Origin of the sequence: Henriciella aquimarina (genome assembly GCF_002088975.1) — a bacterium.
Classification (GTDB): Bacteria; Pseudomonadota; Alphaproteobacteria; order Caulobacterales; family Hyphomonadaceae; genus Henriciella; species Henriciella aquimarina.
Genome location: NZ_NCST01000082.1, coordinates 1 through 16,832, shown reverse-complemented (window position 1 = coordinate 16,832; position 16,832 = coordinate 1). Strand labels below are relative to the sequence as shown.

Annotated in this window: 11 protein-coding genes; all 11 read left to right on the top strand. The window is 62.0% G+C overall.

Annotated features, from left to right (window positions below):
• Window positions 1-71: 71 nt before the first annotated feature.
• Window positions 72-932, top strand: a complete 861-nt coding sequence (locus B8784_RS13165) for a M48 family metallopeptidase (RefSeq protein ID WP_158085680.1) — start codon at window positions 72-74, stop codon at window positions 930-932.
• A 212-nt stretch (window positions 933-1,144) separates the two neighbouring features.
• The gene (gene rplK, locus B8784_RS13160) at window positions 1,145-1,588 is read left to right on the top strand and encodes a 50S ribosomal protein L11 (RefSeq protein WP_084398408.1); all 444 of its coding nucleotides are present in this window, start codon (window positions 1,145-1,147) and stop codon (window positions 1,586-1,588) included.
• A 4-nt stretch (window positions 1,589-1,592) separates the two neighbouring features.
• A complete protein-coding gene (gene rplA, locus B8784_RS13155; protein WP_084398407.1) occupies window positions 1,593-2,291 on the top strand; it encodes a 50S ribosomal protein L1 in 699 nt (232 codons plus the stop codon).
• Window positions 2,292-2,710: 419 nt separating this feature from the next.
• Window positions 2,711-3,226 carry a 50S ribosomal protein L10 gene (rplJ, locus tag B8784_RS13150; RefSeq protein ID WP_084398406.1) on the top strand — a complete coding sequence of 172 codons (516 nt, stop codon included), beginning with the start codon at window positions 2,711-2,713 and terminating at the stop codon, window positions 3,224-3,226.
• A 64-nt stretch (window positions 3,227-3,290) separates the two neighbouring features.
• Window positions 3,291-3,671: a 50S ribosomal protein L7/L12 gene (gene rplL / locus B8784_RS13145; protein ID WP_084398405.1), complete on the top strand. Its 381-nt coding sequence runs from the start codon at window positions 3,291-3,293 to the stop codon at window positions 3,669-3,671.
• 170 nt (window positions 3,672-3,841) lie between these two features.
• Window positions 3,842-7,969 (top strand): DNA-directed RNA polymerase subunit beta, encoded by a 4,128-nt coding sequence (rpoB, locus tag B8784_RS13140; RefSeq protein ID WP_084398404.1) that lies wholly within the window; start codon window positions 3,842-3,844, stop codon window positions 7,967-7,969.
• 88 nt (window positions 7,970-8,057) lie between these two features.
• Window positions 8,058-12,254: a DNA-directed RNA polymerase subunit beta' gene (rpoC, locus tag B8784_RS13135; protein ID WP_084398403.1), complete on the top strand. Its 4,197-nt coding sequence runs from the start codon at window positions 8,058-8,060 to the stop codon at window positions 12,252-12,254.
• Window positions 12,255-12,506: 252 nt separating this feature from the next.
• The gene (rpsL, locus tag B8784_RS13130) at window positions 12,507-12,878 is read left to right on the top strand and encodes a 30S ribosomal protein S12 (protein ID WP_084398443.1); all 372 of its coding nucleotides are present in this window, start codon (window positions 12,507-12,509) and stop codon (window positions 12,876-12,878) included.
• Window positions 12,879-12,890: 12 nt separating this feature from the next.
• Window positions 12,891-13,361, top strand: coding sequence for a 30S ribosomal protein S7 (gene rpsG, locus B8784_RS13125; protein WP_084398402.1), 471 nt, complete (start codon window positions 12,891-12,893; stop codon window positions 13,359-13,361).
• A 51-nt stretch (window positions 13,362-13,412) separates the two neighbouring features.
• Entirely contained in the window at window positions 13,413-15,557 is a 2,145-nt protein-coding gene (fusA, locus tag B8784_RS13120) for an elongation factor G (protein ID WP_084398401.1), read from the top strand.
• Between the two features lie 80 nt (window positions 15,558-15,637).
• Window positions 15,638-16,828: an elongation factor Tu gene (gene tuf / locus B8784_RS13115; protein ID WP_084398400.1), complete on the top strand. Its 1,191-nt coding sequence runs from the start codon at window positions 15,638-15,640 to the stop codon at window positions 16,826-16,828.
• Window positions 16,829-16,832 lie beyond the last annotated feature (4 nt).

Genomic DNA, 16,832 nt, shown 5'->3' with positions numbered 1-16,832 from the left:
CGAATTGAACGAAATTTGAACTTAGGGGTTCTGCCCGCGCTGGCTATAGTGGCGCAAACTGGAGGATGACCATGAACAAGCCCGTCAATTTTGAAGACTCAGAACGTATCGAGATTGATAGCGCACTCCTGAAGGACGCGCCGAAGATCAACCTCTCGCGGCGGGCCATCATCTCCGGGCTTGCGGCCGGCAGCGTCTTTCCCATCCTGTCGAGCTGCACGACCAACCCGTATACCGGCCAGAGCGAACTGGCCTTCATGGGGGACGACCAGATCGCCTCCATGGCGGCGAGCGCCTGGACGGACCTCAAATCGCAGACCCCGCAGACCTCCAATACGCGGCTGAAGAACCGGGTCCTCAATGTCTGGAGCCGGATTGAGCGCGTGACGCCGAAAGCCGGGGAGCAGTGGGACGTCGCGGTGTTCGACTCCGATGACGTCAACGCCTTCGTCATGCCGGGCAACCGCGTTGGCGTGTATCGCGGGATAGTCGACCTCGCCGAGAATGACGACCAGCTGAGCACGGTGCTCGGCCACGAGGTCGGCCACACGATCTATCGTCATGCCAACCGGCGGATGTCGCGGGCGATGCTTGCCCAGGGCGCGCTGGCGGCCGGGCAGGTCGCCGTGTCCTCCTCGGATACGCTCAACGATTATGGCGGTGCGGTTGCCGCGCTCGGCGGGGCGGCCCTGCAATTCGGCGTCGTCCTGCCCTATAGCCGCGAGAGCGAGCTTGAGGCGGATCGCGCCGGCGTCGATTACATGCATTCGGCCGGCTATGACGTGAAACAGTCGATCCGGCTGTGGGAGCTGATGCAGGCGAATGCCTCGTCCAGCCGCCAGCCGGAATTCATGTCGACCCACCCGCATCCGGGCACGCGGATCAATGAGCTGCGCCAATATATCAATGCCAAGGGCTATGCCATCATCTAGCAAGGCGGCCTGTGCGGCAGGAGGGCTGACCCGGCGGGCTTGACCTGCCGGGTCTTTTCGTGTGTACCCCGCCTCTCGCTCAACTATGGGCGGATTTCCTGTGGAAGGTTGCCGGCAGACAAGTCCATTGCCGGGTCAGACCACGGGACCTCAATCGAAAGGCGGCCGGATCGAAAGACCACCGGCCAGAGTATCAAGCCAGAGAGGATGACATGGCTAAGAAATTGCTGGGGCAGCTCAAGCTCCAGATCCCGGCCGGTTCGGCCAACCCGTCTCCGCCAGTTGGTCCTGCGCTCGGTCAGCGCGGCATCAACATCATGGAGTTCTGCAAGGCCTTCAACGCGAAGACCGAGAACATGGAGAAGGGCCTGCCGATCCCCGTCGTGATCGACTATTATCAGGATAAGTCCTTCACCTTCATCACCAAGACGCCGCCGGCGAGCGTGCTCCTGAAGAAGGCTGCCGGTCTCAAGATCGGCAAGCCGAACTCGGGCGCCAAGCAGCCCGGCAAGGACGTCGCCGGCAAGGTGACCACGGCCCAGTGCCGTGAGATTGCCGAGATGAAGATGCCGGATCTCAATGCCAACGACCTCGATTCCGCGACCGAAATTATCAAAGGGTCCGCGAAGTCGATGGGTCTCGACGTGACGGGGTAAGGACATGGCACAGGGAAAACGTTATCGCGCCGCAATGGCGGAAGTGGACGCCACCAAGGCCTATGGTCTCAGTGAAGCCGTCAAGCTCGTGAAGTCGAACGCCAAGGCGAAATTCGACGAGACGATCGAAGTCGCCCTCAATCTCGGCGTCGAGCCGAAATATGCCGACCAGATGGTTCGCGGCATGGTCGCGCTGCCGTCCGGCACGGGCAAGGATGTCCGCGTGGCGGTCTTCGCTCGCGACGCCAAGGCGGAAGAAGCCAAGGAAGCCGGAGCCGACATCGTCGGTGCCGAGGACCTGATGGAGCAGATCCAGGGCGGCATGATGGATTTCGACCGCGTCATCGCGACGCCGGACATGATGGCCGTTGTCGGCCGTCTCGGTAAGGTGCTCGGCCCGCGTGGCCTGATGCCGAACCCGAAAGTCGGCACCGTGACGCCGAATGTCGGCCAGGCCGTCAAGGACGCCAAGGGTGGTTCTGTGGAGTTCCGTGTCGAGAAGCAGGGCATCGTGCATGCCGGCATCGGCAAGGCGAGCTTCAGCGAGGATGCGCTCGAGAAGAACCTCAAGGCCTTCCTCGATGCCGTGATCAAGGCGAAGCCGGCTGGCGCCAAGGGCACCTATCTGAAGCGCGTCGCGCTTTCTTCCTCGATGGGGCCGGGTGTTCAGATCGATACGGCGGACGCGCTGGCGGCCAGCTAAGGCGCCAGAGCAATCCAGAGACAGTGCAGCACCCGGGCCGTCTGGTCCGGGTGTTTGCGTTTCGGGGCGTTTCAGAGTAGCCTCCCGCAAAATGGTGATAGAGCAACCCCGCCGCATGACATTTTGTGCTGGCGAGGGGTTGCGGCGCCGTGGATTACACGTTAACAGGCTCGGCTCGACGGGAGCTCTCCGAACCATTCGGCGGTCTCCCGTTTTCCTGTCCAAGACCATGGGTCATGCCCTTCGGTATGTAATTCCCATGATAGACGGGGTGAGGCGAGGTTAGAGGCTGTCGAAGGCGACGCTTTCGGTCAGTTTGGTTTCGCCAGGCCCTGGGCAGGCGCTGGAGGTGGCGGCAGCCATCGAAGGCGAATTCCCGGGCGCCCGGATGGGCCGGACGCCTTAACTGGAGAACCGTAATGGATAGAGCTGGAAAGCAGGCGGCGCTCGCGGAACTCGAAGAAGTTTTCGAGAATTCCGGTGCAGTTGTCGTTACGCATTATACCGGTTTGAGCGTTGCGGAAATGACGGGGCTGCGTGCCAAGCTCAGAGAGCAGGGCGGGCGGCTCAAAGTGGTCAAGAACCGGATTGCCAAGATTGCCCTTCGCGGCAAGGGCGGTGATGCGGCGACGGACCTTTTTTCAGGTCAGGTGGCAATTGCTTATGCGGAGGACCCGACGGTTCCTGCAAAGGCGACCGCCGAATTTGCCAAGGACAATGAAAAGCTGAAGCTCATCGGTGCCGTCATGGGCGCCGAAGTGATGGACGGGGCTGGCGTGGAAGCGCTTGCCAAGATGCCGTCGCGCGAAGAGCTGATTGCAACCATTGTTGCCCGTCTGACGGGTCAGGCCAGCGAAGTTGTTCAGCGTATCAACGCACCTGGGCAGCAGCTTGCTGGCGCGATCAACGTCATTGGCGAAAAGGCAGCGGCCTAACGTCAGGCATTCAACGCGAAACCAGAACAACCTCTAAACCCGAAACAGAAAGTCGATCAGACAAATGGCAGATATTGCAAAACTTGGTGACGAACTTCTCGGCCTCACCATCATGGAAGCCAAAGAGCTCAACGATTATCTCGAAGAGCGTGGTATCAAGGCTGCGGCAGCTGTTGCTGTTGCCGGCCCGGCAGCAGGCGGCGACGCCGGCGGCGCTGCTGAAGAAGAAAAAGACGAATTCGACGTCATCCTGACCGATGGCGGCGACAAGAAGATCAACGTCATCAAGGTCGTGCGCGAAGTCGTTTCCGGCCTTGGCCTGAAAGAGGCCAAGGAACTCGTGGAAGGCGCTCCGAAGCCGATCAAGGAAGGCGTGTCCAAGGACGAAGCCGAAGAACTCAAGAAGAAGTTCGAAGAGGCTGGCGCCAAGATCGAAATCAAGTAAGCCTTTTCACGGCTTGCTTTGCATGGGATCGTGTCTGCGCGAGGCGCGATTTCAGTAGATTATGAGCGCGGCGGGACCTTTTTGGTCCTGCCGCGTCCTCGCGTTTCAGGTGGCAAGCCGCCTCGTGGCCTCTCTCCCGGGCTTCTGAGCGGCAAGAAACGGAACAAGTGATGGCTCTTTCTTTCACGGAAAAAAAACGTATCCGCAAATCCTTCGGTCGTATTCCCGAAGCCATCGACATGCCAAACCTCATCGAAGTGCAGCGCTCCTCTTACGAGCACTTCCTGCAAATGCACACGGCGCTCGCCGAGCGCACGGATGACGGTCTTGGTGGTGTCTTCAAGAGCGTTTTTCCAATCGTTGACTTCAACGAGCGCGCAACTCTCGAATACGTCTCCTACGAATTCGAACCCCCGAAATTTGACGTTCAGGAGTGCATGCAGCGCGACCTGACCTACGCAGCGCCGCTCAAGGTGCGGCTGCAGCTGGTCGTCTTCGATGTCGACGAGGACACGGGCGCCAAGTCCATCAAGGAGGTCAAGGAGCAGGAAGTCTATCTCGGCGACATCCCGCTGATGACCGAGAAGGGCACCTTCATCGTCAATGGCACCGAGCGTGTCATCGTCTCCCAGATGCACCGCTCGCCAGGCGTGTTCTTCGACCACGACCGTGGCAAGACGCACTCCTCGGGCAAGCTGCTCTTCGCAGCCCGCATCATCCCTTATCGCGGTTCCTGGCTCGACTTCGAGTTCGATGCCAAGGACATCCTGAACATCCGTATCGACCGCAAGCGCAAGCTGCCGGCCACCACCATGCTGTATGCGCTGGGCTACGATACCGATGAGATCATCGACCTCTTCTACACCCGCTCGATCTACAAGCTCGACAAGAAGGGCTGGATCGCGGCCTACCGTCCGGAAGCCTGGAAGGGCCAGAAGCCGGAATTCGACCTGGTCGACGCCAAGACCGGCAAGGTCGTCGCGCCGGCCGGCCGCAAGGTCACCGCGCTGGCCGCCAAGCGGATTGCCGAAGGCGGCACGGAAGAGCTGCTGGTGCCGTCCACGGCGCTGGTCGGCAAGTTCCTGGGCCGTGACATCGTCAACAAGGAAACCGGCGAGATCTTCGGCGAGGCCGGCGACCTGCTCGAGGAAGAGCTGGTCGCGGAACTGCGCGAGCAGGGCCAGAAGTCGATCGAGATCCTCGACATCGACGGCGCCGACCGCGGCCCGTGGCTGCGCAACACGCTGAAGGCCGACAAGAACGAGACGCGCTTCGAGGCGCTGTCCGACATCTATCGCGTCATGCGTCCGGGCGAGCCGCCGACGCAGGAAGCCGCCGAAGCGCTGTTCAACCAGCTCTTCTTCGACGGCGAGCGCTATGACCTCTCCGCGGTTGGCCGTGTGAAGATGAACATGCGCCTCAATATGGCGCTTGAAGATTATGAGCCGGCGGAGGACACGACCCGTATCCTCCGCAAGGAAGACATTGTCGGCGTCATGAAGGTCATTCTCGACCTGAAGGACGGCAAGGGCGAAGTCGACGACATCGACAACCTCGGCAATCGCCGTGTCCGCTCCGTGGGCGAGCTCATGGAGAACAATTACCGCATCGGTCTCGTCCGCATGGAGCGCGCCATCAAGGAGCGCATGTCCTCGGTCGATATCGACACGGTGATGCCGCATGACCTGATCAATGCGAAGCCCGTCGTGGCGTCTGTGCGTGAATTCTTCGGCTCCTCGCAGCTGTCGCAGTTCATGGACCAGACCAACCCGCTTTCGGAAATCACCCACAAGCGCCGTCTCTCGGCGCTCGGCCCGGGTGGTCTCACGCGCGAGCGCGCCGGCTTCGAGGTGCGCGACGTGCACCCGACCCACTATGGCCGGATCTGCCCGATTGAGACGCCTGAAGGCCCGAACATCGGTCTGATCAACTCGCTTGCCACGCATGCGCGGGTGAACAAGTACGGCTTCATCGAAAGCCCGTACCGGAAGGTCAAGGACAGCAAGCTCACCGATGAGGTGGTGTATCTCTCCGCCATGGAAGAGCACCGCTATGCCATCGCGCAGGCGAACGCCACGGTCTCCGACCAGGGCGAGCTTGAGCACGAATTCGTCAACGCCCGCGTCAATGGCGAGGCGACCCTCGTCCCGCGCGAGGAAGTCGAATTCATGGACGTGTCGCCGAAGCAGGTCGTTTCGGTCGCTGCCGCGCTCATTCCGTTTCTGGAAAACGACGACGCCAACCGCGCGCTGATGGGCTCGAACATGCAGCGTCAGGCCGTGCCGCTGGTGAAGTCCGAAGCGCCTTATGTCGGCACCGGCATGGAAGCCGTCGTCGCGCGTGACAGCCGCGCGGCTGTCGTGGCCCGCCGCTCCGGTGTGATCGAGCAGGTGGACGCGACCCGGATCGTGGTCCGGGCGACCGAGGACATCGACTCCGGCAAGTCCGGCGTCGATATCTACCGTCTCGCCAAGTTCCGCCGCTCCAACCAGAACTCGTGCATCAACCAGCGCCCGATCGTCCGCGTGGGCGACGTGGTTTCCGGCGGTGACATCATCGCTGACGGCCCGTCGACCGATCTCGGCGAACTGGCGCTTGGCCGTAACGTGCTCGTCGCGTTCATGCCGTGGAATGGCTACAACTTCGAGGACTCGATCCTCATCTCCGAGCGGATCGTGAAAGACGACGTCTTCACCTCGATCCACCTCGAGGAGTATGAGATCGCCGCCCGCGACACCAAGCTCGGCCCGGAAGAGATCACGCGTGACATTCCGAATGTCGGCGAGGAAGCGCTCCGCAACCTCGACGAAGCCGGGATCGTTGCCGTCGGTGCCGAAGTGAAGGCTGGCGACATCCTCGTCGGCAAGGTCACGCCGAAGGGCGAAAGCCCGATGACGCCGGAAGAAAAGCTTCTCCGCGCCATCTTCGGCGAGAAGGCCTCCGATGTTCGTGACACCTCCCTGCGTGTGCCGCCGGGCGGGGCCGGGACGGTTGTCGAGGTCCGTGTCTTCAACCGCCACGGCATCGACAAGGACCAGCGCGCGCTTCAGATCGAGCGTGAGCAGATCGAGCAGCTGCAGGAAGACAAGGAAGACGAACAGAACATCCTTGAGCGCAACACCTATGCGCGTCTTCACGAACTGCTCGTCGGCAAGGACGCCGCGGCAGGCCCGAAAGGCTTCAAGGCCGGCAAGATCACCGAGGCTGCGCTCGAAGAGCTGCGTCAGAGCCAGTGGTGGGAAATCGCGCTGAAGTCCGAAAAGGCCCAGGGCGAACTTGATCAGCTGCAGACCCGTTTCGACGAGTCGCTGCGTGAGCTTGAAGCCCGCTTCAACGACAAGGTCGACAAGGTCCAGCGCGGCGATGATCTGCCGCCGGGCGTGATGAAGGTCGTCAAGGTCTTCCTGGCCGTGAAGCGCAAGCTTCAGCCAGGCGACAAGATGGCCGGGCGCCACGGCAACAAGGGGGTGATCTCCAAGATCAACCCGGCCGAGGACATGCCATTCCTCGAGGATGGCACGCCTGTCGATCTCGTGCTCAACCCGCTCGGCGTGCCGTCGCGGATGAATGTCGGGCAGATTCTCGAGACGCATATGGGCTGGGCCTCGAACGGCCTTGGCCGGGTCGTCCAGAACGCGCTCGACGAGTGGAACGAGAACCACGACAACGCCATCCTGCGCGAGACCGTGCAGAAGGTGTATGGCGCAGAAGAGAGCCTGCCGGAAACCGACGATGAAATCGTCGAACTGGCATCCAATCTCACGAGCGGCGTGCCGATCGCAACCCCGGTCTTCGACGGGGCGCGTGAAGCCGACATCGTCGAGATGCTGGAGCGGGCAGGGCTCGATTCCTCCGGTCAGGTCACGCTGTTCGATGGCCGTACCGGCGATGCCTTCCGCCGGCCTGTCACGGTCGGGTACAAGTATCTTCTCAAGCTCCACCACCTGGTGGACGAGAAGATCCACGCCCGTTCGACCGGCCCGTACTCGCTCGTTACCCAGCAGCCGCTGGGCGGCAAGGCCCAGTTCGGCGGCCAGCGTTTCGGCGAGATGGAGGTCTGGGCGCTGGAAGCCTATGGTGCCGCCTACACGCTGCAGGAAATGCTGACCGTGAAGTCGGACGATACGGCTGGCCGTGCCAAGGTCTACGAGGCGATCGTCCGCGGGGACGACACCTTCGAGGCCGGTATTCCGGAGAGCTTCAACGTGCTCGTCAAGGAAATGCGGTCGCTCGGCCTCAACGTCGAACTGATCGAAGCCAATGAGGATGACGATGATACGCCAGTGGCGGCCGAATAGGCCGCCGCGAGGCATTCGTGTCGAGTAGAGACTGATTTTTTCTGGCCGGACCCCGGTCCGGTCGCACCCCTCCCAAGGAGCGGAAAACATGCGCCAAGACGTCGCCAGCATCTTCAACAACAACGCCCCGGCTCCGAGCTTCGAGGCGATCAAGATCTCCATTGCCAGCCCGGAAAAGATCCGGTCCTGGTCTTCCGGCGAGATCAAGAAACCAGAAACCATCAACTACCGGACCTTCAAGCCCGAGCGCGAAGGCCTGTTCTGTGCCCGTATCTTCGGCCCGATAAAGGACTATGAGTGCCTTTGCGGGAAGTATAAGCGCATCAAGTATCGCGGCATTGTCTGCGAGAAGTGCGGCGTGGAAGTTACCCTCGCCAAGGTGCGCCGCGAGCGTATGGGCCACATCGAGCTGGCGGCTCCGGTCGCTCACATCTGGTTCCTGAAGTCGCTGCCGTCCCGCATCGCGACGCTGCTCGACATTCCGCTGAAGGACGTCGAGCGCGTACTCTACTTCGAAAGCTATGTCGTCATCGAACCGGGCCTGACCCCGCTCGAGCCGAACCAGCTGCTCACCGAAGAAGAGTATATGGAAGCCCAGGACGAGCATGGCGAGGACAGCTTCACCGCCATGATCGGCGCCGAAGCCGTTCGCGAGCTACTGCGCGCTCTGGACCTTGAATCGCTGGCCGACCAGCTGCGCGAGGACCTGGCCGAGTCCACCAGCGAGCTGAAGACCAAGAAATTCTCCAAGCGCCTGAAGGTCGTTGAATCCTTCCTGGCCTCCGGTGCCAAGCCGGAATGGATGATCATGACGATCGTTCCGGTCATCCCGCCGGACCTGCGTCCGCTGGTGCCGCTGGACGGTGGCCGCTTTGCGACGTCCGACCTGAACGACCTCTATCGCCGGGTCATCAACCGCAACAACCGCCTGAAGCGCCTGATGGAGCTGCGTGCACCGGACATCATCATCCGGAACGAGAAGCGGATGCTTCAGGAGTCTGTCGACGCCCTGTTCGACAATGGCCGCCGCGGTCGCGTCATCACGGGCACCAACAAGCGCCCGCTGAAGTCGCTCTCCGACATGCTGAAGGGCAAGCACGGCCGCTTCCGCCAGAACCTGCTCGGCAAGCGCGTCGACTATTCCGGCCGTTCGGTCATCGTGGTTGGCCCGAACATGAAGCTGCATGAGTGCGGCCTGCCGAAGAAGATGGCGCTCGAACTGTTCAAGCCGTTCATCTATGCGCGTCTCGACGCCAAGGGCCTCGCCGGCACGGTGAAGGCGGCGAAGAAGCTGGTCGAGAAGGAAAAGCCGGAAGTCTGGGACATCCTCGAAGAGGTGATCCGCGAACACCCGGTCCTGCTCAACCGGGCGCCGACGCTGCACCGCCTCGGCATTCAGGCGTTCGAGCCGAAACTGATCGAAGGCAAGGCCATCCAGCTTCACCCGCTGGTCTGTGCCGCCTTCAACGCCGACTTCGACGGCGACCAGATGGCCGTTCACGTGCCGCTTTCGCTGGAAGCCCAGCTGGAAGCCCGCGTGCTGATGATGTCGACGAACAACATCCTGTCGCCGGCCAACGGCAAGCCGATCATCGTGCCGTCGCAGGATATCGTCCTCGGCCTCTATTACCTGTCGCTCGACAAGGACAAGGAGCCGGGCGAGGGCATGGCGATCTCCGACGTGTCCGAGCTGGAGCATGCGCTCCAGAGCGGGAAGCTGTCGCTGCACGCCAAGATCAAGGCTCGCTTCGAGGGCGTCGATGAAGAGGGCAATGAAGAAGTCCGCATCATCGACACGACGCCGGGCCGCTACATGATCGCGTCGCTTCTGCCGAAGATGAAGGGGATCCAGCCGGAAGTCGTCAACGACCTGATGACCAAGAAGGCCATCTCCAAGCTGATCGACGAGGTCTACCGGAACTGCGGTCAGAAGGCGACGGTCATCTTCTGTGACAAGCTCATGGAGCTCGGCTTCCGCGAGGCCTGCAAGGCCGGCATTTCGTTCGGCAAGGACGACATGAAGATCCCGGCTGCCAAGGCGAAGCTGGTCGAGGATACCCGGGCCCAGGTGTCCGAGTATGAGCGTCAGTATGCCGAAGGCCTGATCACGCGCGGCGAGAAGTACAACAAGGTGGTCGACGCCTGGTCGACCTGTACCGACAAGGTCGCCGACGCGATGATGGATGCCGCCGGTGAAGCGGCTGTCGACGAGAAGACCGGCCGCCAGATGGAGACCAACTCGGTCTTCATGATGGCCCACTCCGGTGCGCGTGGTTCGAAGAACCAGATGAAGCAGCTTGCCGGGATGCGCGGCCTGATGGCCAAGCCGTCCGGCGAGATCATCGAGACGCCGATTGTGTCGAACTTCAAGGAAGGCCTGACCGTTCTTGAATACTTCAACTCGACGCACGGGGCCCGGAAAGGTCTGGCCGATACGGCTCTGAAGACCGCGAACTCCGGTTATCTCACCCGCCGTCTGGTCGATGTCGCCCAGGACTGCATTATCGTCGAAGACGATTGCGGCACCGAGAACGGCATCCAGATCGCCGCCGTCATGGAAGGCGCCGATGTTGTGGTGCCGCTGTCGGAGCGCATTCTCGGCCGGACCACCGGCGAGGATGTGAAGAATCCGAAGACCGACGAGCTGATCTGCCCGGCCAATACCTATCTCGACGAAGCCCTCTCGCTTGCGATCGAGGAGGCCGGTGTCGACGAGGTGAAGGTGCGCTCGCCGCTGACCTGTGAAACCAAGACCGGCGTCTGTGTGGCCTGCTATGGCCGTGACCTGGCGCGGGGCACGGTGGTCAACCGCGGTGAAGCCGTTGGCGTCATTGCCGCCCAGTCGATCGGCGAGCCGGGCACGCAGCTCACCATGCGGACCTTCCACATCGGTGGTGCGGCGACCGTGGCCGAGGAATCGTCTGTCGAATCCGCCTTCGAAGGCAAGATCAAGTTCGAGGAGGCCGACACGGTCACCAGGCAGGACAAGACCCTTGTCGTGGTCGGGCGCCAGATGTCTGTCTCCGTTGTCGACGAGGACGGGCGCACCCGCCAGACCTTCAAGCCGGGCTATGGTACGCGTCTCTATGTGAAGGACGGTGCCAAGGTGAAGCCGGGCGACAAGCTGGCCGACTGGGATCCGTTCGCACAACCGCTCGTCTCGGAAATCCCGGGCACGGCCAAGCTGATCGACGTGGTCGACGGCATGACGGCCCGCGAGGAAACCGACGAAGCCACCGGCATTTCGTCCCGCGTGATCGTCGATTATCGCGGCAGCAAGGGCAACGACCTGCGTCCGTCCGTGCTGATCGTCGACGACAAGGGCGAAGCCAAGACGCTGCCGAACGGCACCGAGGCCCGTTACCTCCTGTCGCCGGGCGCCATCCTCTCCGTCAATGACGGCGATGAGGTCGGGGCCGGTGACAGCCTGGCACGGACCGCCACGGGTGGCGCGAAGACGAAGGACATCACCGGTGGTCTGCCGCGTGTGGCCGAGCTCTTCGAGGCCCGCCGTCCGAAGGATCATGCGATCATCGCCGATATCGACGGGCGTGTATCCTATCTCCGCGACTACAAGAACAAGCGGAAGATCGCGATCATGCCGGAAGAAGAGGGCGCCGACCCGGTCGAGTATCTCGTGCCGAAGAACAAGCGCATCTCCTTCCAGGACGGTGACTTCATCCGCCGCGGCGAATATCTCGTCGATGGCAACCCGGCGCCTCAGGACATTCTGAGCTCGCTTGGTATCGAAGCGCTTGCCAATTACCTGGTGGACGAGGTCCAGAAGGTCTATCGCCTGCAGGGTGTGCCGATCAACGACAAGCACATCGAGGTGATTGTCCGCCAGATGCTGCAGAAGATCGAGATCACCGATCCGGGCACGACAACGCTGCTCAAGGGCGAGCATGTCGACCTGCTCGAGCTGGAAGAGGCGAACGCTTCTGTCCGCCGCTCGCGCAAGCAGGACCAGCGTGAGGCCTCCGGTGTGCCGGTGCTGCTCGGGATCACCAAGGCATCGCTGCAGACCCGCAGCTTCATCTCTGCGGCCTCCTTCCAGGAGACGACCCGCGTGCTGACCGAAGCCGCCCTTCAGGGCAAGGTCGATACGCTGGAAGGCCTCAAGGAGAATGTCATCGTCGGCCGTCTCATTCCGGCCGGTACTGGCGGTGGCATGCGCAACTTCCGCCGCATTGCCGGCCAGCGCGACGCGAAGCTCCGTGCCAAGCGCCGCGAGGCCGCCGATCAGGCAGCAGCAGCGCTGCCTGCACCGGATGCGGCGGAATAGGCGAGGTGGAATGCACCCTGATCACAGCCGCCGCCGTCGAGGAGACTTGACGCGGCGGGTTCAGGGTCTTAACACGCGCCGAACGCTGGCTGAGGCCATGAGTTAAATGGTCTCCGGCGGCCCGTTACTGGCGCCGCAATGCCGGCATAGTACGGAATTGGTGGTCCGGTCGGGTCAGGAATGGCCCAATCGGGCTATCTTGGTTTGAACTGGTCCGATGGGGCCATGGAAGAAAGTAGTCAAAAGGCCCTCATGCCAACGATTCAACAGCTTATCCGCAATCCGCGCAAGCCGAAGCCGGCGCGGCAGAAAACACCGGCCCTCAAGGGCAATCCGCAACGTCGTGGCGTTTGTACGCGCGTTTACACGACCACGCCGAAGAAGCCGAACTCGGCGCTTCGGAAAGTGGCCAAGGTGCGTCTGACCACCGGGTTTGAATCGCTTTGCTATATTCCCGGCGAAGGCCACAACCTCCAGGAGCACTCCGTTGTCCTTATCCGCGGCGGTCGCGTGAAGGACCTTCCGGGTGTGCGCTATCACATTCTCCGTGGTGTCCTCGATACGCAGGGCGTCAAGAACCGTAAGCAACGCCGTTCGCATTACGGCGTGAAGAAACCGAAATAAGGGTCGCCAGCCATGTCTCGTCGTCACCGCGCAGAAAAACGCCAGGTCCTTCCGGATCCGAAGTTCAAGGACATCGTGATCTCGAAGTTCATGAACCAGATCATGCTGGATGGTAAAAAATCGACCGCCGAACGCATCGTTTACGGTGCCTTCGACCTGGTCGAGGACAAGGCCAAGAAGGACCCGGTGGAGGTTTTCCACTCCGCGCTCGAAGCCATTTCCCCGGCTGTCGAAGTGCGTTCGCGCCGTGTGGGTGGCGCAACCTATCAGGTTCCGGTCGAAGTGCGCCCCGAGCGCCGTCAGGCCCTGGCCATTCGCTGGCTGGCGGCTGCTGCCGGTTCGCGCAACGAAAACACCATGCGTGAGCGTCTCGCCGGCGAGCTTCTGGATGCTTCGCAGGGCCGTGGCGCGGCTGTGAAGAAGCGCGAAGATACGCACCGCATGGCGGAAGCCAACCGCGCTTTCTCGCACTACCGCTGGTAACAGACACCCAACACCGTTCCCCTCCCGGAGCAAGACAACAAAGGTAATCCCATGGCCCGCGAATACACGCTGGAGCGTTATCGTAACTTTGGCATCATGGCGCACATCGATGCCGGCAAGACGACCTGCACCGAGCGCATCCTGTTCTACACCGGCAAGTCCCACAAGATCGGCGAAGTCCATGACGGCGCCGCGACGATGGACTGGATGGAGCAGGAGCAGGAGCGCGGTATCACCATTACCAGTGCTGCCACGACGACCTTCTGGTTCCGGACCGAGGACGGCAAGAACCCGACCGGCATCTATGGCGACACGCCGCAGGAAGCGAAATTCCGCTTCAACATCATCGACACGCCCGGACACGTCGACTTCACCATTGAGGTCGAGCGTTCCCTGGCTGTGCTCGACGGTGCTGTCTGCGTTCTGGACGCCAATGCCGGTGTCGAGCCGCAAACCGAAACCGTCTGGCGTCAGGCCGACCGTTACGAAGTTCCGCGCATCGTGTTCGTCAACAAGATGGACAAGACCGGCGCCGACTTCTTCAACTGCGTGAAGATGATCAAGGACCGTACGGGCGCCACGCCGGCTCCGATCCAGCTGCCGATCGGCGCCGAGCACGAGCTCGAAGGCGTCGTCGACCTGATCACGATGAAGGAGTGGGTCTGGGAAGGCTCCGACCTCGGCGCGTCCTGGGACGTCCGTGACGTGCGCGACAGCCTTCGTGAGCAAGCCGAAGAAATGCGCGGCGAGCTGGTCGAGCTGGCTGTCGAGCAGGACGAAGAGGCGATGGAAGCCTACCTCGAAGGCAATGAGCCGGACGAGGCCAAGCTGCGCGAACTGATCCGCAAGGGCACGCTGACCATGGCTTTCGTGCCGGTGCTTGGCGGTTCGGCCTTCAAGAACAAGGGCGTCCAGCCGCTGCTGAACGCTGTCATCGACTATCTTCCGGGCCCGCTCGACGTGCCTGCCTATATGGGCTTCAAGCCGGGCGACGAGGAAGAAGTCCGCAACATCCCGCGTCATGCCGACGACAATGAGCCGTTTTCCGGTCTTGCCTTCAAGATCATGAACGACCCCTTTGTCGGCTCGCTGACCTTCCTGCGCATCTATTCGGGCACGATCACCAAGGGTGGCTCGATGCTCAACTCCACGAAGGGCAAGCAGGAGCGCATCGGCCGCATGATGATGATGCACTCGAACTCCCGCGAGGAGATCGAGTGGGCCGGTGCTGGCGACATTATCGCCCTGGCAGGCCTGAAGGAAACGACGACCGGCGACACGCTCTGCGACAAGTCCGACCCGGTGGTCCTCGAAACGATGACCTTCCCGGACCCGGTGATCGAGATCGCTGTCGAGCCGAAGTCCAAGGCTGACCAGGAAAAGATGTCGGCAGGCCTTGCGCGCCTTGCCGCGGAAGACCCGTCCTTCAAGGTCGAAAGCGACATCGAGTCCGGCCAGACCATCATGAAGGGCATGGGCGAGCTTCACCTCGACATCCTGGTCGACCGCCTCAAGCGCGAGTTCAAGGTCGAGGCCAATGTCGGCCAGCCGCAAGTGGCCTATCGCGAGGCGCTCGGTCAGCCGACCGAGATCCTCTACACGCACAAGAAGCAGTCGGGCGGCTCCGGCCAGTTCGCCGAAGTCAAGATCCAGTTCGAGCCGCTTGAAGCCGGTTCGGGCTTCGTCTTCGAAAGCGCGATTGTCGGCGGTGCTGTGCCGAAGGAATACATCCCGGGCGTGGAAAAAGGCCTGACGCAAGCCAAGGAAAACGGTCTTCTCGCGGGCTACCCCGTGACCGACTTTAAGGCGACGCTGATCGACGGCAAGTTCCACGACGTTGACTCCTCCGTGCTCGCCTTCGAAATCGCGTCCCGCGCGGCCTTTCGTGAGCTGCGCACCCAGGCCGATCCGAGGCTCATGGAGCCGGTGATGAAGGTCGAGGTGATTTCGCCGGAAGAGTATATGGGCGACATTATCGGCGACCTGAACTCGCGTCGCGGCCAGATCCAGGGCTCCAATCCGCGCGGCAATGCCGTTGTGATCAGTGCCTTCGTGCCGCTCGTGAACATGTTCGGCTATGTGTCGAACCTGCGGGGCATGTCCCAGGGACGTGCGCAGTTCACCATGCAGTTCGACCACTATGCCGAAGTGCCGAAAGCCGAAGCTCAGAAGATCGTTCAGGATCTGGCTGGCTAAGCTGGTTGGTGGCTGGCCCGGTCCGGATACGTCCGGCCGGGTGGGATGAAATGAAAGATTTGAAGTGAAGGAGAGGCCAAATGGCCAAGGCAAAGTTTGAGCGGAGCAAGCCGCACGTAAACATTGGTACGATTGGACACGTTGACCACGGCAAGACGACGCTGACGGCGGCGATCACGCTGGTGCTTCACGAGAGCTGGGGCGGTGAGTCGAAGTCGTATGAGGACATCGACAACGCGCCGGAAGAGAAGGCACGCGGGATCACGATCAACACCGCGCACGTGGAGTATGAGACCGAAGCGCGCCACTATGCGCACGTCGACTGCCCGGGCCACGCCGACTATGTGAAGAACATGATCACGGGTGCCGCGCAGATGGATGGGGCGATCCTGGTTGTGAACGCGGCTGACGGCCCGATGCCGCAGACGCGCGAGCACCTTCTGCTGGCGCGCCAGGTTGGCGTTCCGGCGATCGTGGTGTTCCTGAACAAGGTCGACCAGGTCGACGATCCGGAGCTTCTGGAACTGGTCGAGATGGAAGTCCGCGAGCTGCTCAACGAGTACGACTTCCCGGGCGACGAGATCCCGATCATTGCCGGGTCTGCGCTGGCGGCGGTCGAAGGCCGTGACGAGGAGATCGGCAAGAACAAGGTCCTGGAGCTGATGGCGGCTGTGGATGAGTACATCCCGACCCCTGAGCGTCCGCTGGACAAGCCGTTCCTGATGCCGGTGGAAGACGTGTTCTCCATTTCGGGCCGCGGGACGGTTGTGACGGGCCGCGTCGAGACGGGCATCATCAAGGTTGGTGACGAAGTCGAGATCGTGGGTATCCGCGACACGCAGAAGACGACGGTGACGGGCGTGGAAATGTTCCGCAAGCTGCTCGACCAGGGTCAGGCCGGCGACAATATCGGCGCGCTGATCCGCGGCATCGACCGTGAAGGCGTGGAGCGCGGCCAGGTTCTCTGCAAGCCGGGTTCGATCACGCCGCACGCGAAGTTCGAGGCCGAGGCCTACATCCTGACGAAGGAAGAGGGTGGCCGTCACACGCCGTTCTTCACGAACTATCGTCCGCAATTCTACTTCCGGACGACGGACGTGACGGGTGTTGTCACGCTTCCGGCGGACAAGGAAATGGTTCTTCCGGGCGACAACGTCAAAATGGACGTCGAGCTGATCACGCCGATCGCGATGGACCAGGGCCTGCGCTTCGCCATCCGCGAAGGCGGCCGTACCGTCGGCGCCGGCGTCGTCTCGGCGGTGAAAGAGTAAGACA